Raw genomic sequence first — 21222 nt, 5'->3', positions numbered from 1 at the left:
AGCGTCTGTGCCAACTGACGTCGCAACTCGCGCCTCGGCTTCACACGTCGTCCGCTCACGAAACTGCCGCTCCGTCGTCGTCGGCCTCGGTCGGGTCGTCGGGTGCCGCGATCATCCGCTCAGCCCGACGCCGACGAACCGCAGCCATCCGGTTGAATGCGGCGGCGAGGTCGATGCTGCGACTCGCGACCTCCTCGATGGCGTCGCCCTCCACGACCGCGACCTGGCAGTCGGTGACCGCTCGCACCCCGATGTCGTTTCCACTCACCGACTGTTCGGCGTGGAGCCCGGCGATGTCCCCGTCGGACAACTCGCCGAACGTCACCTCCGTCCCGTCGGGGCGTCGGAGCACGATGCGCGCGTTGCCCTCGATGATCATCATCAGATCGCGCGTGCTCGCGGAGGAGATGCTGATCAGCTCCCCGACGGCGTAGCGCGAGTACGAGGTCGATTGTGCCAGTCGGTCGAGGTCGCCCTCGTCGAGGGACGACAGCAGCGACGATCGGCTGAGTGCGACGCGGATCTCGGCGTGCCCCGGCCCGGCCTCCACGGCATCGCCGTCGTGGATGAAGAGATCCTGCGCCGGGCTCGGCAGCGGCACGTTGTGACGGTGCGACTGGTACCAGACGAGGGCGCCGAAGTCACTCTTGACGCGCGGGGCGATCGCGTAGTCGTCGATCCACATGTGGACCTCGTAACCCATCAACGGGTCGTCGATCGTCGTGACCAGCACTGCGGGCGGTGGTGATGCCAGGACGCCTTCGGTGCCGAGCGCGGCGTCGAGCAGCATCGCCTTGGCCAACGTCGGTGGGTTGACATAGGCGACCGTCAGCGACACGACCACACGGGTCCGCGAGTCGATGTCGGTGTGGTTCACGATGCTCGACTGGGCGAGTTCGCTGTTGGGAACGATGATCATGTCCCCGTCCCGGTTGCGGATCCGGGTCGTTCGCCAGTTGATGTCGACCACGATGCCCTCGTTGTCGCCGACCTCGATCCAATGACCCGGTTGGATCGGCTGATCGCTGAGCAGCAGCACCCCGGAGGCGAGGCCGCTGAGGGTGTCCTGGAGCGCGAACGAGATCACGAGCGAGGTGACCCCGAGTGCCGTCAGCGCCGCCGACAGGTCGATCCCCCAGACCGAATCGATCAGGAGCCACGCCGATACGAGCACGACGGCGAGCTTCGGCAGCATCAGCAGCAGTTCGGGAGCGTTCCGACGACCTCCGTCGCTCAGCTTCGTCCGCGTCCGGTCGACTCCGATCCGCAGTGCCCGCTGCACCGCAGCCGCGATCGAGAGCAGGAGCCCCGTGAGCGCGATCCTGACCGCGATCGAGTCGTTTTCGACCCCGAGGACCGGGACGAGCAGTGCCCAGATCGCGAAGAACGGGAGTGTCCAGGTGCGCAGCATCGCCGCAGCCCGACGGAACGGTGAATCGCGCTGACGGAGTCGTTCGTCGAGTTCGGCCGTCGCGATGATGAGGAGTGGAACGATGACGATGACGACGATCGCCCAGATCGAACTGGTCGAACTGAACCCGCTCACACCGTTCCCCCCACCGTCTCTGCCGACACGGCGAACACCAGGTCCGTGTCGTCGCCGTCGTCACCCGGTTCGCCGTCCGTCTCGGTCTCGGTGACACGCTCGGCGACCACGCTGTCGGGCAACAACGCGTGGGTCCGTCCGCTGATGAGAATCTGTCCGCGCCCGCCGCTCCGCGCGAGGTCGTGTGCCCGGGACACGGTCGGCCCCCACACGTCGTAGACCAGCCCCGTCTCGCGGGTCATGCCGACGTTGACCGGACCGGTGTGGATCCCGATCACCACGTCGAGTCCGTGGTCGGTCCCGGTGCCCTGCTCCCGCACGGCGTCCTGTGCATCCGCGGCGAACGAGAGCGCGCGCGGCGCGTGGTCGATGTACGGACGGTTGTGGCCGCACACGGCGAAGTACGCGTCGCCGACGATCTTGATCCGTTCGAGCCCATGGCGTTCGCCGATTTCGTCCAACTCGGCCGTGAGGCGATCGACCAACTCGCGATTCGCGCTGTCTCGACCGAGCCGGACGAGTTCACCGAGTCCGGCCACGACGATCACCACGACCGTGACCTTCGGAACCTCCTCCACGGTCTCGAGTTCGCCGCTCATCACCCGCTCCGCGACCTGGGGCGGCAGCATCGACTGCAGGAGTTCGGTCCGGCGTTCCCTGGCGGCCGTCAACTCCGCCCGCTGCGATTCGAGTGAGTTCACCATCTCGGTGAAACTCGCGGCGAGCCGCTCGATCTCGACGGGGCTGCGTTCGGGCACGTCGATCGGCCCCGTGGAGGTCCGCCACGTGCGGAGCCGTTCGCTCATCTCGCGGATCGACGACATCATCGCCGCGCTCCAGGCGACGGCGGCGAACGCGATGACGACGACCAGGATCGCCGCGCCGATGATCAACCGTTTGCCGAAATCTTCGAGCGGCTCGCGGATCACGTCCTCGTCCACCTCGGACACGACGTACCACTCGACGCCGTCGAGCGGTACGGGTTCGGTCGAGCTGTAGGCCTGGTCGCCGATCACCGACGTGCGCACCTCGACCGATTCGTCGTCGTCCTGGGCTGCGTTGAGGGTTTCGCCGATCGCGGTCTCGGTGAGCACGGTCGTACCCGAGCGTTCGATGCGGACACGGCCGTCCTCGTCGATCGAACCCGTCTGCTCGGCCTTGGTCAGGTGCTCACGAGGGTCCTCGAGGAACGAACGGGGCTCGGATCGCATCGTTCCGTCTCCTGCCATCATGAACGTCTCGCCGGTTGGCGGGAATCCACTCGCGTCCCAGTCGCCACCCGCCGTCAACTGATCGGTGATCGGCTCCGTCGAGTAGACCAGCACGGCCACCCCGGCGAGCTCCTCGCCGTCCATGACCGGCGTCGCCACGGCACCGACCGGCAGCAGCCCCTGGGGCAGGTAGGTACTGACATCGCTGATCACGGTGCCGGCGGACGGGTCGGAGATGACGGATGCGACCGCTCCGGCGACCACCGTGCCGCTGAACGGGCCGACGTCGAGACTGGTGCCGAGGTCCGGGCCCTTCTCGACCGAGTAGACGATGGTGGCATCGTCGGGCTCGACGAGGAATGCGTCGGCGAGTTCGAGGCGATCGGCCACGCTGCGGATCGGAGGATGCACGCGCCGGTGCACCTCGCTCCAGTCCGAGCCGTCACGCGCGTCGTCCACGTCGCGCGCCGAGTCCGCGTCGTCGTCCACGAGCGAGTAGGCGGTCTGCAACTGGAGCGATGCCAGGTCGTCGGTGTCGATCAGGTCGCGACGCACGACGTCGAAGCCGGCCTCCTGCAGCGGTTCGATGAACTCGACGTCGTACTGATCGACGAGGTCCTCGACGTTCGACTCGAGGTCGCTGGGCGGATTCGCATCGAGGTCGGCGAGCGCATCGGCGAGTTCGTCGATCGACCGCGCCACCTGCGGGCTGGCGCCCAGTGTCTCTGCGGCGCGTTCGATCGTCGTCATCTCGGCGGCGACGTTCGTTGCCGCGGACGCACGCAGCGCATCCAGCCGGGAATCGACGATCGAGTCGCTCAGCGTCTGTCCGGTGTTGACGCCGACGATCGTCGCGACGACCAACGAGATGACGCTGACCACCACGATCGAGATCGCAAGCCGAGTCGCGACCGACACCGACCTGGCCCAACGCAGCGGTTTGCGAGATCGGGTCCGATCACCCACGGGTCACACCGTCCGCGACGCGATGACGCCAGAGGACTCGAGCGCCACGACACCGCACACGAGCCGATTGTGTCATGCCTTCGGACCGATCCCCGGGATCGGGGTCACTCCCAGGGCTTGGCGTCCGGGGCGCGATCGGCGGCGCGCTGCTTCTTGTTGTACGCCTGCCAGATCGCCGTGACGATCAGCGCTCCCACCAGTGAACCGATGAGCCCACTCGGCGCGATGTCGAGGCCGTCACCATTGATCAGGCTGAACAGGAGTCCGCCAACGAAGGATCCGACGATTCCGGCCACGAACGCCATCATCCAGTCGGTTTGGCCTGCGGAGCGACCGAGGATGAATTGTGCCAGCCAGCCCACGAGCATGCCGGCGACGATGAGTGCGAGAATCAACATGGCGGCTGAGGCTAGTGCGCAATCACCAGGGAGTTCGGATCTCGTCCGGCGAACGACATCTCACGCCACCGGTCAGCGGAAGCGAACCGGCAACCGGCTCTGAAGGGTCCGGGTCAGTTCGGCTCCGGCGAGGACGATCTGGGCGATTGCATAGAGCCAGACGATGCCGGCGAGGATCGATCCGGTCACTCCGACCAGCGACGACACGCCGTACCGGCGCATGTATTCCACGAACAGTCGGTTGCCGATCGTCAGCACCAGGGCGGTCGCGATTCCGCCGACGGCGGAGACGCGCCAGGTGAGCCGATGCGCGGTCAGGTAGTGGAACAGCATCGCGATGACGGCCGCGAGGATGGCCCCGGAGCTGACCGTCGCGAGTACGTCGGCGGCCACGTCGATGAGGGCGTGATCGCCCGGCACGAAGGAGCGGATCAGATTCGAGATGCTCACGACGGCGAACGACACGATCAGCACCGCCCCGGCGAGGAACACGACGGCGAACGCGAGGAAGCGGCGCCGCATGCTCGACCACGTTCCACGGGGAACGGGCACCTCCCAGATCGTGTCGAACGCGTCCTGCAGCGCGACGAAGACCAGCGAGGCCGTCAGGAGCAGGGAGACGAGGCCGAACACGCCGAGCCCACTCGCGGTGGAGCCCGAGTCGATGGTCTGGCTCACCTCCGACGAGAACTCGCTCGCGTCGGTGTCGAACACGTTGCTGAGGATCGAGGAAACGAGCTCGTTCACGTCCGCTTGATCGACCACGAGCCCGGCGACGGCCAGGCTGATCGAGACCAGCGGCACGATTGCGAACAGCCCGTAGTAGGCGAGGCCGGCTCCCAGCCGCATCGTGCGGTGTGATCGCCATTCGCCGTAGGTCTCCATCACGACGTTGCGGACCCACGTGAAGACTGAACTGACCTGGCTGATGACGCAAGGGTAACGACGAGATCCGGTGAGACGGGTGTCTCCGTTCCGTGATGTGGCTTCGTCGACCCCGGCACCTAGCGTCATCGACGCGTCATCAAACTGTCATATTTGGCGGAGCACCCCTCCGAACCGATCGGACGACCACCGTGAACAACCTCACCACCCTCCTCGAACTGATCCTGCTGGTTCCGGCTGCGACCGTCCTCGCCTGGTGTGCCCGATTCACGATCAAGGCACTCACGCGCCGCGCCGTCCGACGAGCGCAGGAACGCCCGGGAACGTGGAGAGGACGACTCCGCCGACTCAACGACATCGACAGCGACGTCGAAGTCCGCCGACGCCAGCGCGCCGACGCTGCGGCGCGCATGCTCGGTCATCTGGTCACGACGTTCATCGTGATCGGATCGGTCCTCCTCGCGCTCCACATCATCGGCGTCGATCCGGTCTACGCGATCTCCAGCGCCGGCTTCATCGGCGTGGCGATCGCACTGTCCGGCCAGGACATCATCAAGAACCTGCTGGCCGGCACGATGGCGCTGCTCGAGGATCGCTACGCCGTGGGCGACCAGGTGACCGTGACGATGTCCGGCAACGAAGTCAGCGGAACGATCGACCTGATGGGTGCCGCTTCGATTCGCGTTCGCACCGAGCAGGGCGCGACCTGGCACGCCGGCCATTCGGCGATCGACAGCGTCACCAACTTCTCCCAGCTCGCGGCGAGCTCGGACCTCGCGATTCCCACGGTGCACTGGAACGACGTGGAGGACGAAGCGTCGCGTCGCCTCACGACGGCCTCGAACGACGTCGGCCTCACCGGGGTCGTCTTCCTGCCGGAATTGGCGTCGCAGGAGCACCCGACCGGGGTCACCACGGTCACCGTGCGCAGCAATCGCCCGCTCACCGACCAGCAGAAGCGATTGGTCCACGAGCGCCTCGTCGAACCACCCGCCTGGTCCCGCGCCCGGCGGGTTCGCTCACCGGTCGGTCGCACAACGTTGCCGAGCAGGTTGCGTTAGGTGAACTTGACATTTCTTGTTTCTTCCCGATAGACAGCGGGCGATGCAACGATCTCTTCACCTCCTCGTCGCGGGCGCAGTCGCGCTCGCGGTCGTCGCCTGTGGCAGCGACGACTCCACCAGCTCATCGACCGACGCCACCACCGACGGGTCCACCGAACCGACGCCGCCCGCCGAGAGCACCACCGAATCGGTGCCATCGACGGACGGCGAGTCCGCCGAGTCCGCGGAGAGCACGGTCTCCACCCCGGCCGGGGCCGAACCCGACACGGCCGGATTCCCGGCGACCGTGGAGACCGCGTTCGGTGAGGTCACGGTCGACGAGCAACCGGAACGAGTCGTCGCACTCGGCTGGGGTGACGCCGAGACGGCGCTGGCCCTCGGCGTTCAGCCGGTCGGTGCCGCTGATTGGCTCGGCTTCGGTGGCGAGGGCGTCGGACCCTGGGCCGCCGGGCTCTACGACGCTCCGCCCGAACTGATCACGGTGGCGGAGACACCGTACGAGGCGATCGCAGCGCTCGACCCCGACCTGATCCTGAACGTTCGGTCGGGTGGCGACGCGGCGGAGCACGACCTGCTGACGGAGATCGCCCCGACCATCGGCATTCCCGAAGGTGGCGACGCGTTCCTCACGAGCCAGGAGCAGCAGGTGACGATGATCGCCGCCGCACTCGGTCAACCAGAAGCCGGCCAGGCGCTGCTCGACGAGATCGATGCCCAGTTCGAAGCCGTCCGTGACGCGCATCCCGACTGGGCCGGCCAGACCGTCAGCGCCGCGACACGTTTCGGAGACCAATGGGGCGCCTACGTCGACGGTGAAGGGCGCCTGGAGTTCCTGAAGTCACTCGGGTTCGAACAGAACCCCGCGGTGGCCGAGCTGGATGCGAGTGGCGGCTTCTACGCCGAGCTGTCCGGCGAGGAACTGAACGTGCTCGACGCCGATCTGATCGTGGCGTTCCCGATCCAGATCGAGACGACCGAGATCACCGGTGATCCCATCTTCGGCCAGATCCCGGCCGTCGCGGACGGCCGCTCCGTCATCGTCGACGGTGACCTGTCCGACGCCTACTCGATCAACACCACCCTTTCCACGGCCTACACGCTGGAGAACATCGTCCCGCTGATCTCCGAAGCGATCGACCGATGAGCCGAGTTCCACGCCGAAGCGCAGCACTGCTCGCGATCGTGGCGACGGCCCCGATCTGGCTCGGCGCGTGCGGGAGTGACGACGCCGCAACGACCGACGCTCCGGACAGCGTCGCCACCGAATCTCCGGGCACGGAACCGGAAACGACGACCGCGGACACGTCGGATGCCACCGAAACCGAGGCGACAGCGGTCGCCACGGACGATCCGACCTCCGACACGGCCACGGAGGCCGAGCCGCGCACGATCGAGCACAAGTTCGGCAACACCACCATCGAGGGTGTCCCGGAACGGATCGTCACGATCGGTCTCACCGATCAGGACTACGTGATCGCGCTGGGCTTCGCACCGGTCGGAACGAGCGAGTGGTTCGGCGAACAGCCGGGCGCGCTGTTCCCCTGGGCGATCGAGGCGCTCGGCGACCAGCCGATGCCCGAAGCGGTCCTCGACATCTACGAGCCGGACCCGGAGGAGATCGCGGCGCTTCGACCCGACCTCATCCTCGCCATCAACAGCGGGCTCACCCAGGAGCAGTACGACCTGCTCGACGAGATCGCTCCGACGGTCGCACAGCCAGGCGAGTTCCCCGACTACGGAGCACCGTGGCAGGAGATCACCGAACGCATCGGCACCGCGCTCGACCGCGAAGACGAGGCGGAAGTCCTGGTCGGCGAGGTCGAGGCCCAGCTCGTCGCCGCGGCGGAGGAGAACCCGAGCCTCGCGGATGCAACCGGAATGCTCGCCACCGACATCGCGGGAGACTTCTGGCTCTACGCCGATGGACCGGCACCGAACTTCCTCGCCGCGCTCGGCCTCGAGATTCCCGAGGCGGCCGACGCCGCTCTGGATTCGAACGATCGCAGCCCGACCCAGCTCAGCGACGAACAACTCGACCTGCTCGCCTCGGACGCAACTGTCATCGGCCTGTACAGCGGAACGACGGAGGACCAGCTGAACGGGCACCCGATCTACTCCCAGCTCGATTTCGTCGAGCGCGGGAACACGGTTCCGCTCCTCGAGCTCAGCCGGGCGAACACCGCCATGTCGTTCGGCTCCGTGTTGAGCCTGCCGGTGGCGATCGAGGAGATGGTGCCTCGCCTCGTCGCGGCAGTCGACGGCGATCCCGCCACGGAGGTCGCCCCCACCGAAGTCATCGCCGAATAGCCGGCGCGGCGCTCCCGTCACTTTCTCGACCCGTTCTGAATCACCTGGTGGGCGGAACGGGGTCGAGAACACCGCGAATGGATGGCGGCAGGTTTTCGATCAGTCGGTGAGCGAGGTCCGTTCGAGTCGACGGGAGACGGTCCGCCGGGCCTTCTTCTTCGTGACGCTTCGCGTGGCGAGTTCCTGACGCGCCCCCTGCTCACCGGCGACCGCTCGCACCAGGAGCTTGCGATCCCGCTTCGACCGCAGCTTCGAGTAGACGATGGGCCGGTCGGAACCCGGGTCGACGATCGCGACCGGTCCCGAACAGATTCCGACACACTTCAACTCGACGACCCGGAACCCGTCGGCGAGCGAGTCCCGGATCTTGGCGGCTTCACATCGCTTCCGGCAGTCCTTGCCGGCGCACAACGCGACGGTCGGCGGTACGTCCGGCGGGAGAACTCCCACTCGCGCCCGCTCAGCCAATCGTGTAGTCCCGGAGCAGCTTGTTCATCTCGATGACGTGCAGTTCCTCGGCACCGATCTGGGTCCGCGCGTACTCCTCGAGATACACGGACTTGCCCTCGGACAGTCCGAGCAGTGCCCGGTACAGGTCGAGAGCTCGACGCTCGTGGGCGATCGACTCACGCAGGATGTTCTCGATCGAGTGGTCGTGGGACTCCTCGATCTTCCCGATCCCCTGCGTCGGGTGACCACCGAGCCCGGTGAGGATCTCCCCGGCCTGTCGAGCGTGCACCAGGGACTCGTCGGCCTGTTGCTGCATGAAATCGACGAGCGGCAGTCGATTCGGGCCCGTGATCACGAGCGAGTAGTGCGTGTAGCGAACGACGCCGGCGAGTTCGGCCAGCATGATGTCGTTCAGGACCGGGACGAGGTCAGTGGATTCGATCAGGTCGTCGACCATGGCAGTGGTACTCGTTTCTGTGGGGTGGGGACTTCGTTCTTCATCGTGCCTCGTCCAACTCGACGGGCGGAAGCGGCGGCTGCGCATGTCGCGAACCGATCGGCACCACGAGCGGGGTGTGGCTGATCGGATCGTCGATCACCATCGACTCCAGGCCGAACACCGAACGGACCGTGTCCGGGTCGATCACGTCGGCGGGCGCGCCCGATGCGACGATCGAACCATCACGCAGCGCAACCACGTGATGGGCGTACCGGCACGCGAGGTTCAGATCGTGGAGGACCACGACGATCGTCCGCCCCTGTTCACGATTGAGCCGATCGATGAGGTCGAGGACATCGATCTGGTGGGCGATGTCGAGAAACGTCGTCGGCTCGTCCAGGAGCAGCAACTCGGTCTCCTGCGCCAACGCCATCGCGATCCAGACCCGCTGACGCTGACCGCCCGACAGTTCGTCGACCGTCCGATCGGCCAGTTCGCCGGTGCTCGTCGCGTCGAGTGCCGCGCGGACCGCACACTCGTCGGACTCGGACCACTGCTGGAACAGCTTCTGGTGCGGAGTCCGACCTCGCGCGACGAGATCGACGACCGTGATCCCCTCCGGAGCGATCGGGGTCTGTGGCAGCAGACCGAGTCGGCGGGCCACCTCCTTGGTCGGCATCCGCTGGATCTTCTCCCCGTCGAGCACCACCTGACCACTGTTCGGCACGAGCAGGCGTGCGAGCGCCTTCAGCAACGTCGACTTGCCGCACGCGTTCGGGCCGATGATCGCGGTGATCTCACCATCGGGAATCTCCAGATCGAGGCTGTTGACGACGGTGTGGTCGTCGTAGCCGAGGGTGACCGACTCAGCAATCAGGCGTGAAGCCGCGGGCGCCGGGCGATCGTGATCGCTCCGCACGTGCTCGTGTTCGTCGCGGCGCGCCGAGAACCTCACAGCAGCCCCGTCCGCGCCTGCCGGCTCAACAGCCAGAGCAGGTAGGGCGCTCCGATCAGCGCGGTCATGATCCCGACGGGCAGCTCCGTCGGAGCAAGTACCCGTCGCGCCGCGAGATCGGCCACGACCGTGACCAGCGCACCGACGAACGCGGCGGGCACGATGCACGCCCGCGGTGAACTGACCAGACGACGCGCGATCGGCCCCGCGACGAAAGCGACGAAAGCGATCGGGCCGGCTGCCGCGACACCGAGCGCCGCCAGCAGAACTCCGACCAGGACCAGCGACAACTTCGCGCGTCCCACGTCGACGCCCAGCCCCGCGGCGGTGTCGTCGCCGAGATCGAGCCGATCCAGGTTCCGCTGCATCAGGATCGCCAACGGGCCGAGCACGAGCAATGCGAGGAACACGATTCGCACGTCGTCCCAACTGCGCCCGTTGAGCGACCCGGTCAGCCAGACGGTCGCCCGCTGCACGTCGTAGATCTCGGCGCGGGTGATCATGTAGTCGATGGCGGCACTGATGGCGAACCCGGCTCCGATGCCGACCAGCACCAGTCGGTACGCCTGCACACCACGCTTCCAGGCGAGCAGGTACACGGCGAGGGCACTGATCAACCCGCCGAGAACCGCACCGACGGACACCCCGAACGCCGAGGCGTCGAGCACGACGATCGTCGTGACCGCACCGAGCGACGCCCCTGCGGTGAAACCGATGATGTCGGGCGATCCCAGGGGATTGCGCACGAGCGACTGGAAGATCGCGCCCGACATCCCGAACGCGGCGCCCACGCCGGCGCCCACGAGCACGCGCGGCAGTCGAAGCGTCCCGACGATGAACTCCGAGTCGTCGGTCGGGTTGCCGAGCAGCGTGGCCACCACCTCCGAAATCGGAATCGGGAAGTCCCCGACACTGATCGACCAGAGTCCGATCACGACGGTCAGCGCACCGAGCACACAGCACACCCAGACCGCTCGGGTGTCGAGCCGCACCGAGAACGAACCGGCGCGAATCACGGTGCCGCGGATCGGGAGTTGCTCGGGGCGTTCGACGAGGTCGGAACGAGAAGCGTCGTTCGGCGTCGATGTGAGGGTGTCGGTCATCGTGGCACGCTCAGAGCTGAGCCATCCGGGTACGGCGAACGAGCACGATGAAGACCGGCCCACCGATCGCTGCGGTCATGATCCCCACCTGCACCTCGCCCGGGCGTGCGAGCACACGTCCGAGCGTGTCGCAGTACAGCAGGAACGCCGCCCCCGCCAATGCCGAGGCCGGCAACAGCCACCGCTGGTCCGGTCCGAACCAGGCGCGCACCGCGTGCGGGACGACCAGCCCGACGAATCCGATCGGGCCCGCTGCGGCGACCGCACTGCCGCACAGCAACGTGATCGCGATCACACTCACCGTACGAGTGGCGGCGATCTTCGTCCCGAGTGCGGTCGCTGTCTCCTCCCCGAGAGCCAACGCGTTGAGGTGTCGGGCGACTCCGATCGCGAGAACCAGCCCGATCGCGATGAAGACGACCACCTGTCCGGCGACATCGGTGCCGCGCCCTCCCAGTGAACCGACCGCCCAGAAGCGGAACTGGTCGAGCGTCGCCTGATCGAGCAGGGTGACCGCACGTGTCAGAGCGAAGAGCAACGCGGCCAGCGCCGCTCCGGCGAGTGCGAGCCGAACCGGTGTCGCGTTTCCACGCCCGGCCGAACCGAGGACGTACACCGCGACCGATGCGATCCCGGCGCCGACGAACGCGAACCAGACCATTCCCGACACCGAGGTGATCCCGAAACCCCAGATGGCGAGGACCACGGCGAACGCGGCTCCGGCGTTCACACCGAGCAGCCCCGGATCGGCGAGCGGATTCCTGGTCACGCCCTGCATCAGCGCGCCGGCAGCACCGAGCGCAGCACCGACCAACAGCCCGAGCACCGTGCGCGGCAGGCGGAGTTCACGGACGATCAGGTGATCCGTGTTCGTGCTGTCGTAGCTCATGACCGCATCGACGACGGTGCTCCAGGGCATCGACTTCGCTCCCACGGCGAGCGAGAGCAGCACCGCGAGCCCGACGGCCGCAGCGAGCAGCACGATCCCCATCGAACGTCGTGCAGCCGAGGGTCGGCTGGACGTCGTCCACTCCACCCGGCCATCGTCGGTGTCGTCGGTGACGCCGGGACCGGGATCGGTGACCGAGTCGGAATGCGGCCGTTGGTCCGTGAGCACCGAGGTACGCATCGCCGTGCAGGTTAGGGCCACCTAATAGCCAACGGCAAGACGGCCCTGCGTCACACAGACGCATGCCACCGCGGTCCCGTCGCTGCGGTCGCCGGCGACGGCCAGCGCCGCGACCTCGCGCAACGTCGGATGCCGTTCCGAGGAGCGGACCTCGCGTTGCCATGGCCGTGACGGACGGCCGCTTCGGACCGCGTCGGCTGACCGCGTCATGGACACGAGACCCGGGCCGACGACATGAACGCGCAGAACTCGTCGCGATCCACGATCCAGACTCCGTCCACCAGCCCGATCGAACCCGCTTGGTCCTCGTAGGCGGGGTTCTCACCGAAGTTGACGTCATAGGTGATCGCCGCCGTCTCACCGTCGATGGCGACGGCCGTCGGCACGAGACTGATGCCGCCGAACCCACTCCCGGCCTCGGTGTACGCCTCGAGCGTCGCCTGCAGCGCTGCCGCATCCGCCAGGTGGGTTTCCTTGTCGGCGAACTCGGCCGTCGAGTCGAAGACGATCGACCACGCATCGGCGGCGGCCTGCTCTTCGGCGGCCATGTCCGCACCACTGGCATCGGAGGGTTCCTGTTCCGACTCCGTCGACTCCGGTACGGCTTCGGTCGATTCCGGTTCCGGTGTCGTCGTCTCGACGGCTTCCGTTGTCGTCGTCTCCTCCGTCGTCACGACCGCTTCGGTCGCGGGCGGGGCCGTCTCGGCAGGTGCCGACTCGGTGACCCCGACCGTCGTGTCGGCGTCGTCGGATGATCCGCACGCAGCGAGCAGCACTGCCGCGACGGCGATCGAGCAGATCGAGCGCTTCATGACGTGCTCCCCGAGTGGTCGTCTTCGCGATCCAGGTTCGACATCGATGTCCGCAGTTCCTCCACGAAACACGACGCGGCGACCTGCTCCACCACGGCGTCGAGCGCATGGTCGAAGCGCGGATCGATCGACGTGATCATCAGCACCGTGACGCCGAGCCCGGGGTCGGGCTTGACCGTGGCCTTCATCGCATCATCCGGGATCAGCCCCGAGCCGGAGTCGTCGAGGATCGAGATGATCCGATCCGCTGGGAGCAGGCTGGCGATCCAGCGTTGTTCACGCCCCGCGTGCTGCGACCCGGCGACTCCGCCTCCCAGGTCGATCAGCGCGCCGCCCACCTCCATCCCCGACAGATGGGCGGACAGGTCGGGCTGGTGCGGACACGCACTCGCCGCCACCACGCGCCGCATCGCACACGGGTCGATGTCGGCGCCTACGTGGTGCCCGACGACGACGGTCTCGTCCCGGTCGGTGTGCAGCCGGAGCTGCGCACCCGGCACCGCATGGCACAGGGCGGCGGCGAGCCGCAGTCGTTCGAGTGGGGTCATGAGAGTTCTCTCCTTGTTGCTGGTGCGGTGTGTCGGGTTCGGGACTGGCGGGTGTGGTCTGACTTCGGGCTGACGACGGCGCGACCTCACGGTCAGGGCGTCGCGCGTCGGACGAGCTCGATCGAGGCGGCACGAACCTGGTCGGGACGGGTCAGCGGTTCGGCGAAGGCGACGCGGACGGTGGCGAGATACGACCGCTCTGCGTCTCGCGCATCGAGCGTCATCCCGTAGCGATCGACAGCGGACACGGTGGCGTCCACCGCCGTGGTGACGCCGCCGAGGTTGCGCACGATCGACAGGCAGGCGTCGCTGTGATCGGCATTGAGGTGCTCGATCATCGGGCCCGCGTGTGGCAGGACCGGATCGGCACTCGACTCCAGATACTCCTCGCCGGTCCCCCACCCCATCACGCCGAAGCCACCGACGTAGCGCAGGTTGGCGGCGTCGAATCGCCACCACGAGAAGTCGGGAAAGCCCACGTAGTGGCGGGCGTAGGGATGCAGTTCGAGGTGAGCGTCGACCTCCTCCCCCGTCGGCTCGTAGGGAATGAACGAACCGAGGATCGTGACCCTGGCGAGTGAGAGGGGGTCGACCCCGGGATCCGCCGGTGCCTCGACGAGCACGCTCGATCGCGGGTCCCGGCGCAGATTCTGCGTGTGCTCGGCGAGCGACGAGACGCAGATCAGTGGCGCACCCGAATCCAACGTGGAATACGGCGCGATCGACGCGTACGGGTGACCCGACCACGTGAGCGTGCTCAGTGTCAGCAGACCGCCGGGCTCGACCAACGTCCGTGAGAGCTCCGCATACGACGGAAAGCTGTTGGTGTCACCGACCAGCGGTGGACCGGCGGTGTCGTGCGGATCGACCGCAGCGTCGGTGTCGGTCGCGGGTGACGTATCGGTCATCGGTTGTCTCCGTGAATCTCGGTGATGAGGTCGTCGAGGAGCGCGCCCGTGCGCGGTCCGTTGCCCAGCAGGTACTGGTCGTCGTAGACGAGGACTCGTCCGTCGGCACCTGCCGGCGTCTGCGCGATTCCCGGGATGTCGAGGAATCCCTCCATCCCGCCGACCGATTCGAGGCCACGTTCGGGAACGATCAGGACGTCGGGTGCCGCCTCGATCAGTGCTTCGGTGTTGATGGCGGTGTTGTCCACGACACCGAGATCGTCGGCGATGTCGATCGCACCAGCGGCCTCGATCAGCCAGTCGACGCCGCTTCCCTCACCGAGCAGCAGCTGTACGTTCTCACCGCGCAGGTACAGCACTCCGACTCGGGGCGCGGCCGTTTCCTCCGCCGCTCGCTCGATTCCGGCAGCGATCCGCGCGTCGACATCGGCTGCCAGTTCGGTTGCCGCGTCCTCGACGCCGAGCGCAGCGCCGACCGCACGGATCTTGTCGCCCGGGCCGGAAGGGGCGCTCTCGCGTTCGATGACGACGGTTTCGATGCCGAGCCGTTCGAGCGCGTCGAGCGTCTCGTCGGGACCGGCGAGATCGGTGGCGAGGACGATCGTCGGTTCGAACGCGACGATCGGTTCGGGAGCCAGCGCACGCTGGTAACCGACCTCGGGGAGCGCATCGGCCTCAGCGGGAAAGGTCGCGGAGATGTCGGTCGCCACGACCTGGTCGCCGAGCCCGAGTGCGAACACGATCTCGGCGACGTCGCCATCGACCGGAACGATCCGCGTCTCGGCAGGGTCCGCATCAGCCGTGCCGCCGCAGGCCGTCGCGCCGAGCACCAGCACGCCGGCGACGCTCCGACCGATCGACCTCCGCAACTTCCGTTCCACAACGGGTGATGTTAGGCATCCCTAATCCTCCGAAGCAAGTCCACCAGTCAACTACGCCGCGCCGCGCGGCGAGGTCAGTTGTCGTCTGCGGGGCCGGCGAGGAACTCGTTCGTCCTCATTCCGACGAACTCACGCCAGATCGGATCCTCCGGATCGATCGGGTCCAGCCGGTCGTCGGTGATCGGAACCCAGGCCTGCTCGTTCACGAAGGCGGTGTACGGGAACTCGTCGCTGTCGCCGCTGACCAGGAACATCAGGCCACGGTCGCCGGGCGCCAGTGGAGCGACACCGTTCACTGTCACCCTCGTTCCGTCGAGCAGCTCGGCTTCCTGCTCGACCACGAGCGGATCGTCGACGTCGCCGACGAGCGGTGCGTCGACCTCGACGGTCGCGAGTTGCGTCCGAATTCCCGCTTCGGGATCTCCCGGGTCGGTCAGCACACGCCCGTCATCGACGCGTGCCACCACACCCACCACGATCAGGTCGCTCGCCTCGACGAGCTGCTCCGGGAGTTCGAAACGCGGACCCTGGGCGTCCACGTCGACCTGTGGTTCCGCGTCATCGGGGAGGAACAGCCACACGGCGAACACCACCGAAGCGACCACGATCAGGGCCGGGAGGACGACGGTGAACGCGCGACCCCGTCCGTCCGTCTTCGCGCTCACGGCTCGGACTCCGCAAGCACGTACTCCGACGCGGGGCTCGAGCGATCCAGCGCTGCCAGGTCCACGTCGGGGTCGATCCATCGCTGGCGGGGCCGCCCGTTGAATGCGACCCAGGAGTTCGCATAGACCTCGATGACGCGCCCCTGACCGGCGTGCTGTTCCGCCACGAGGTGAGCCGTACTCAACGCGAGGTCGGGCCGCTGAACGGCTTGCGCGACCTGCCAGTCGGCGAGGACGGAATCCGGACGCACGACCCACGTTTCGTCCGTCGCGGGATCACGCGCGGTGAACTCGAGGAAGCCGCTGCGCTCGGTGAGCATCACCCGCCACGACAGGTAGTAGCCGTCGTCGTTGAAGCGGACGTTTCCCTCGGCCGCATAGTGCCGGAGCGGGAGCACGACGTTCACCGCGACGAGCAGCGCGATCGCGGCCATCGTCGGTGGAGCGATTCGGTGAGCGCGAACGGGTTCGGTGGTCGGAACGGAGAAGCGGTCACGTCGAGAGAGCATCGCCCACACCCGTCCCGGCCAGTCGGGCGAGAAGAAGATCGGTGTGAGCGCGATCATCACCCACGGAAAGACGCCGATCTGGAACAACATCGCCGTCGCGACGTGGAAGACGACCACGGCCACGTACGCGATCGGGCGGCTTCGGCGCCACAGCAGCCAACCGACGATCGTGAGGTCGAACGCTGCCCCGAACCAGCTGAACGTGAACCACACGGCCGGCTCGTCGAGCAGCGGGCCGATCAACGGTCGATCGGTACGCGCCGTGAGCCACGAGCTCATCGGCTGGGCGTGGAGCAACCAGTCGGTGTTGAGCTTGGCGATGCCGGCGAACACGTAGACCACGGCGACCTGACCACGCAGCACCCACACGGTGACGGCAGGGACACGGCCACCCGCCGGCCCGGGGACGATCGCGAGGGCGACCGCGGCGAGCGTGACGAACCAGTAGTGGTTCAGGTACAGCGCGGCATCGATGAGTTCGACGTAGGCGAAACCGAGCGCGAACAGCGCGGCCGAGATGCGCGGTCGGAAACCCACCGCGATCGCGACGCCGAGTGCCCCGAGCAGCCCCATGTGGACGTACATCCACGGCGCGGGAAGCGGATGCACCCAGCCGAAGGCGGGATACGTCAGGTGGTGTTCGGGCCGGAGGTAGAACTCGTCGACCCATCCGCGGGCGACGAATCGCACGGTCGAATAGACGATGAGTGCCCCGAACGCCACTCGGAACGCAACGGTCGAACGCGCGTCGACCGAACGGCGGGCCGCCGTCCGTACCGCGTGGAGCGTCGGGACGAGCCCACGGCCGCTGACGCGGCCCGCCGACTCCGTCTCCGTAGCGAGTCGGTCAGCCGTCGCCGTCGGCATCGGAGAAGTTCACCGTGGTTCCGAGTTCGCCGACCACCTCGGTGTTGATGGTGATCTGCAACGCGGTCGCGTCTCCGGCGTCGAGCTCGGCTGTCAGCCGTTCGACGAGGTCGTCCGAGAGCAGTTCGGCGATCCCTCCGGTGCCGTCCTCACCGACGAGCGCCAGTCGCACTCCCTCCAGTCGCACCGCGTCGGTGTCGGGGTTGGGTTCGTCGATCACCATCTGCACCGAGAACAGGCTCTCGCTGACGATGTTGCGCAGCGCGATGTTGGCCGCCTCGTCGTCCTCGGCGACCGCCGATCCGTACTCGACCCATTCATCGGCGACCGCGGCGAGTTCGTCTGCGGTCAGTTGCGACGCGCCGAGCGCATACTCGCAGCGGCGATCGGTCAGCTCGCCGGCGACGAGGTGTTCCACCGCCTGCCAACCGCGTTGGTCGGCACCGGCGAGGTTGCGGAGCGAGTCGGCATCGACCGCCGCTCCGTCGGCGCCGAGTTCATCGACGTCGTCCTCGCGGATGTTGGGGTCGATGATGAACATCGAGCGACGCTCGTTGGCAGGACCGAAGCTGTACGGCCGGAGCGTGAGCCATTCGTCCCGAGCCGCCGAGATCGAATCCGTCGCCGCGGTCGCATCCTCGCCGTCGCACCACGTCTGCACGTCGTGGACGACCGTCTCCGCCGCAGCGGCGAGTTCGGCATACCGGGCGGGAACGATCGTCTCCGTCGCCGACCCGACGACTTCGGATCGCGACGGGCCGGAGTCGCCACACGCCGACACGACCAGGCCGGCCGCGAACGCAAGCGGAACAACGTTCGCCGGACGAACCCGGGATCGGCTCGGTGGACGGGTCACAGTGCCTCCAGAAATGCGATCAGTGCGGTGCGGTCGTCGAGATCGGCGGTGCGGAATCGTTCGGCGGCATCCTCGGCCTCGCCACCGTGCCACAGGATCGCTTCCTCGATCGTGCGCGCACGACCGTCATGGAGCAGGAAGCGCTCACCGTTCACATCCAGAATCAGACCGATCCCCCACAGCGGCGGGGTTCGCCACTCGCTTCCGGAAGCGTCGAAATCGGGCCGACCATCGGCGAGGCCTTCACCCATGTCGTGCAGCAGCAGGTCCGTGTACGGCGAGAACGTCTGGTCGGAGAGAGCCTCCACCCCGACGTCGGCGATCGGTCCGGTCTCCTGCGTCGGCGTGTGGCACGTCGCACAGCCGAAGTCATCGAAGAGCGCGACTCCGTCACGCACCTCGTCGGTGTCGGCATCGCGCATCGCAGGTACCGCGAGCGTGCGCGAATAGAAGGTGACGCTCCCGAGCCGACTGTCGGTCAGTTCCGGGTCGCCACCGTCGGGAGCGTCGAGGCAGGCGGTCTGGGTCGGTGTGCACGCGTCGTCGGGAAGCGGTTCCGAGGTGATCCCGATGTCACCGTTGAACGCTCCCACGACCTGCGCCTCGACCGTCGGGACGTTCGCCTTCCAGCCAAAGCGGCCGAGTTCGAGTTCCTCGGTGCTCGGGTTCCAGGCCCGGTTCGCGCGCCCGGAGATCCCGTCGCCGTCGGCGTCCTCGGGGTCGGCGGCGGCGAGGATGTCGTCCTCGGGAATCGCTTCGAGCAGGCCGACGCCGATCACCTGCGGTGCCAAGCGTGGCGAGACGAGCAGATCGTCACCGAGCGGACCGTACGCCGGCGATTCGATCGTGTAGGTGGGGGCCCGCAGCGAGTATTCCGTCCCGTCCGCGTACTCCCCCACCTGCTCGGAGTAGGAGATCACGACCTCGCCCTCGGCTTCGACACCGAGAATCGCGCGGTCCTGGAGTTGATCGCCGTACACCTCGTGGGGAGTCGGCCCGGAGACCCCGTCGGTTTCGGCGACCGAGAGTCGGAGGAGCAACCCGAGTTCCCCGTCACCGGTCGATGCCGGCACGCCACGGCCGTCGAGGAGATGGCACGACGAACACGCCTGAGCGTTCATCATCGGGCCGAGTCCGTCACGTGCGTCGGTCGACGCGGGCGCCGTCACCCAGTTCTGGGTGAAGAAGCTGTCGCCGATCTCGAACACACGGCGTTCCTCATTCGTCAATTCCGCTGCCGGGAAGCTGAACGCATTCCGGCCCGTGACCTCGCGAGTGGTGTCCCCGCCGAGTTGCGGGTCCACATCGTCGCCGCTTCCTCCGGCGCACGCCGACGCGATGAGCACGAGTGCGACGGTGAAAGCGGTTCGCGGGCGCATCGACCCGGGGCAGGCTACCGATCGCCGGACCGCGCTCCGGTTCCGGCGATCGACGGCCCCGATCATCAGGTGACGTTGATCGTCAGTCCCAGGGCCTCGGCAGCGGACACGATCGTCGGTGTCTGTGCTTCGAGGGCTTCGATCCCGACGAGCACGGTGGCGCGGCCGGGATCGTCGTCGGGCACGCCGTCGGCCAGATGCTGGTCGAACGGTGCCGGAATCGCCGTCACGGCGGCCACGCTGACGTCGACCTGCTCGGCCAGTTGCTCCGCGAGTTCGGAGTCCTCGGCGCTGATCACGTCGAGCACGCTCGTTCCCTCCACACCGCCCGGGTAGGAGGCGGTCAGCACCATCTGGATCCCGGTCGCATTGGCCACGATGTCGGCCGTCGTGTTGTCGGAGAAGCACGAGTGCTCGTCCTCCTGCGACCGTTCGCTGTAGGCGACGTTCATCCGCTCGCCGGCGAGTTCGCCGCGGCTCAGTTCGCCGATCCCGGTGATGATGTTGGTCATCGCCTCCTCGGGATCGAGAGCGACGAACTCGGCGCGGTAGTTGTCCCCGTCCTCGTCCCATGCGGCTTCGAGATCCTCGAGGTGGCCGACGAGGAGCTCCGAGGCGGTCGTGAGGTACTCCGCACGCCGGTCGGCATTCTCCGCATCGGAGTAGTCGGTGGCCGGTCGCGCGCCGGGACCGTCATCGCTCAGGTCCTGACCCCACAGGAGGAACTCGATGGCGTGCCAGCCGGTCGAGATGTTGGTCTCGCCGCCGTCCTCGTTCAGCGATTCGAGCAGTTCGCCGTCGATGGTCGGGTAGGTCTCGGGGTCGTTGATGATGCCCGAGTCGGGGCTTCCCTCGACGTAGTCGACGTACGCCTCGTCCATCGGCCACGCGTTGATCAGGCCTTCCGGGCCGTCCTCCTCGTTGTCGATCGGTCCGCCGTAGAAGCGGAACGCCTCGGTCGGGCCGTAGTCGTCGCGGGCATCGAGCCACGCCTGCTTGGCCGACTCGAGGTTCTCCTCGGTCGGGTCATCGACGAACGTGTCGATCGCCTCGTCCATCGCCTCGGCCGACTCCACGCTCGCTTCGTACGAAGCCTCCACACCTTCGGCATAGGTCTCGACGGCGTCGGCCATGTCGGCATCTCCCCCACCGTCGTCACTGCCGCACGCGGCCAGCACCAGCGTCGCCGCCGTGATCGTGGGAAGGATTGCTCGTGATCGCATCGGCGCGATTGTAAAGATCACCTAACGACAATTCAAACCCATTCCGAACTCTCCCCGTCGAGCACCCCAGACCTCGCGATCCACCGCCCCTTCTCGTCGCGATCAGGGTTCTCGTCGCGCT

General features: G+C 67.4%; 21 protein-coding genes. 3 read left to right on the top strand and 18 right to left on the bottom strand.

Features of this window, described 5'->3' with window-relative positions; all coding sequences use genetic code 11:
• Positions 1–55 precede the first annotated feature (55 nt).
• The 4 genes from ON45_RS03460 to ON45_RS03445 all read right to left on the bottom strand — a co-directional run bounded on the left by ON45_RS03460 (position 56) and on the right by ON45_RS03445 (position 5006).
• Positions 56–1546, bottom strand: coding sequence for a mechanosensitive ion channel family protein (locus ON45_RS03460; RefSeq protein ID WP_040491982.1), 1491 nt, complete (start codon positions 1544–1546; stop codon positions 56–58).
• Positions 1543–3723, bottom strand: a complete 2181-nt coding sequence (locus tag ON45_RS03455) for an adenylate/guanylate cyclase domain-containing protein (RefSeq protein ID WP_148288510.1) — start codon at positions 3721–3723, stop codon at positions 1543–1545. The genes ON45_RS03460 and ON45_RS03455 overlap by 4 nt, the downstream gene beginning before the upstream one ends.
• A gap of 104 nt (positions 3724–3827) precedes the next feature.
• On the bottom strand, positions 3828–4121 hold the full coding sequence (locus tag ON45_RS03450) for a GlsB/YeaQ/YmgE family stress response membrane protein (RefSeq protein WP_040491979.1): 294 nt from the start codon (positions 4119–4121) through the stop codon (positions 3828–3830).
• A 72-nt stretch (positions 4122–4193) separates the two neighbouring features.
• Positions 4194–5006: a YihY/virulence factor BrkB family protein gene (locus ON45_RS03445; protein ID WP_040491977.1), complete on the bottom strand. Its 813-nt coding sequence runs from the start codon at positions 5004–5006 to the stop codon at positions 4194–4196.
• Positions 5007–5197: 191 nt separating this feature from the next.
• On the opposite strand from ON45_RS03445, the gene ON45_RS03440 reads away from it, so the two are divergent.
• Genes ON45_RS03440 through ON45_RS03430 form a run of 3 tightly spaced genes read left to right on the top strand, consistent with a single transcriptional unit; the run spans position 5198 to position 8377 of the window.
• On the top strand, positions 5198–6067 hold the full coding sequence (locus ON45_RS03440; RefSeq protein ID WP_040491975.1) for a mechanosensitive ion channel family protein: 870 nt from the start codon (positions 5198–5200) through the stop codon (positions 6065–6067).
• A gap of 43 nt (positions 6068–6110) precedes the next feature.
• Positions 6111–7214, top strand: a complete 1104-nt coding sequence (locus ON45_RS03435; RefSeq protein WP_083914195.1) for an iron-siderophore ABC transporter substrate-binding protein — start codon at positions 6111–6113, stop codon at positions 7212–7214.
• The gene (locus tag ON45_RS03430; RefSeq protein ID WP_040491973.1) at positions 7211–8377 is read left to right on the top strand and encodes an ABC transporter substrate-binding protein; all 1167 of its coding nucleotides are present in this window, start codon (positions 7211–7213) and stop codon (positions 8375–8377) included. The genes ON45_RS03435 and ON45_RS03430 overlap by 4 nt, the downstream gene beginning before the upstream one ends.
• Positions 8378–8476: 99 nt before the next feature.
• On the opposite strand, the gene ON45_RS03425 is transcribed toward ON45_RS03430, so the two are convergent.
• The 14 genes from ON45_RS03425 to ON45_RS03355 form a co-directional block, all read right to left on the bottom strand.
• A complete protein-coding gene (locus ON45_RS03425; RefSeq protein WP_040491971.1) occupies positions 8477–8827 on the bottom strand; it encodes a (2Fe-2S) ferredoxin domain-containing protein in 351 nt (116 codons plus the stop codon).
• Positions 8828–8837: 10 nt separating this feature from the next.
• Complete coding sequence (locus tag ON45_RS03420; RefSeq protein WP_040491970.1) at positions 8838–9284, bottom strand: ferritin-like domain-containing protein; 447 nt, start codon at positions 9282–9284, stop codon at positions 8838–8840.
• A 40-nt stretch (positions 9285–9324) separates the two neighbouring features.
• On the bottom strand, positions 9325–10185 hold the full coding sequence (locus ON45_RS03415) for an ABC transporter ATP-binding protein (RefSeq protein WP_051062381.1): 861 nt from the start codon (positions 10183–10185) through the stop codon (positions 9325–9327).
• 32 nt (positions 10186–10217) lie between these two features.
• Positions 10218–11324: a FecCD family ABC transporter permease gene (locus ON45_RS03410; protein WP_040491968.1), complete on the bottom strand. Its 1107-nt coding sequence runs from the start codon at positions 11322–11324 to the stop codon at positions 10218–10220.
• Positions 11325–11334: 10 nt separating this feature from the next.
• Positions 11335–12453: a FecCD family ABC transporter permease gene (locus ON45_RS03405; RefSeq protein WP_083914193.1), complete on the bottom strand. Its 1119-nt coding sequence runs from the start codon at positions 12451–12453 to the stop codon at positions 11335–11337.
• A gap of 206 nt (positions 12454–12659) precedes the next feature.
• On the bottom strand, positions 12660–13265 hold the full coding sequence (locus tag ON45_RS03395; protein ID WP_040491966.1) for an MTB12 C-terminal domain-containing protein: 606 nt from the start codon (positions 13263–13265) through the stop codon (positions 12660–12662).
• Entirely contained in the window at positions 13262–13813 is a 552-nt protein-coding gene (locus tag ON45_RS03390) for a hypothetical protein (protein ID WP_040491965.1), read from the bottom strand. The genes ON45_RS03395 and ON45_RS03390 overlap by 4 nt, the downstream gene beginning before the upstream one ends.
• A gap of 92 nt (positions 13814–13905) precedes the next feature.
• Positions 13906–14721, bottom strand: coding sequence for a HugZ family pyridoxamine 5'-phosphate oxidase (locus tag ON45_RS03385; RefSeq protein ID WP_040491964.1), 816 nt, complete (start codon positions 14719–14721; stop codon positions 13906–13908).
• Positions 14718–15602 (bottom strand): heme/hemin ABC transporter substrate-binding protein, encoded by an 885-nt coding sequence (locus tag ON45_RS03380; protein ID WP_206537637.1) that lies wholly within the window; start codon positions 15600–15602, stop codon positions 14718–14720. Before ON45_RS03380 ends, ON45_RS03385 begins: the two co-directional genes overlap by 4 nt.
• A gap of 74 nt (positions 15603–15676) precedes the next feature.
• Complete coding sequence (locus ON45_RS03375; protein ID WP_040491959.1) at positions 15677–16267, bottom strand: hypothetical protein; 591 nt, start codon at positions 16265–16267, stop codon at positions 15677–15679.
• Positions 16264–17643 carry an HTTM domain-containing protein gene (locus ON45_RS03370; RefSeq protein WP_051062374.1) on the bottom strand — a complete coding sequence of 460 codons (1380 nt, stop codon included), beginning with the start codon at positions 17641–17643 and terminating at the stop codon, positions 16264–16266. The genes ON45_RS03375 and ON45_RS03370 overlap by 4 nt, the downstream gene beginning before the upstream one ends.
• The gene (locus ON45_RS03365; RefSeq protein ID WP_040491958.1) at positions 17624–18499 is read right to left on the bottom strand and encodes an imelysin family protein; all 876 of its coding nucleotides are present in this window, start codon (positions 18497–18499) and stop codon (positions 17624–17626) included. The genes ON45_RS03370 and ON45_RS03365 overlap by 20 nt, the downstream gene beginning before the upstream one ends.
• A complete protein-coding gene (locus ON45_RS03360; RefSeq protein ID WP_040491992.1) occupies positions 18496–19878 on the bottom strand; it encodes a di-heme oxidoreductase family protein in 1383 nt (460 codons plus the stop codon). The genes ON45_RS03365 and ON45_RS03360 overlap by 4 nt, the downstream gene beginning before the upstream one ends.
• Positions 19879–19943: 65 nt before the next feature.
• Positions 19944–21101 carry an imelysin family protein gene (locus ON45_RS03355; RefSeq protein WP_040491957.1) on the bottom strand — a complete coding sequence of 386 codons (1158 nt, stop codon included), beginning with the start codon at positions 21099–21101 and terminating at the stop codon, positions 19944–19946.
• Positions 21102–21222 lie beyond the last annotated feature (121 nt).

It is taken from the genome of Ilumatobacter nonamiensis YM16-303 (assembly GCF_000350145.1).
GTDB classification, from domain to species: Bacteria; Actinomycetota; Acidimicrobiia; order Acidimicrobiales; family Ilumatobacteraceae; genus Ilumatobacter_A; species Ilumatobacter_A nonamiensis.
The sequence above is the reverse complement of the archived record's forward strand: the minus strand, read 5'-3'. Positions and strand labels throughout refer to the sequence as shown.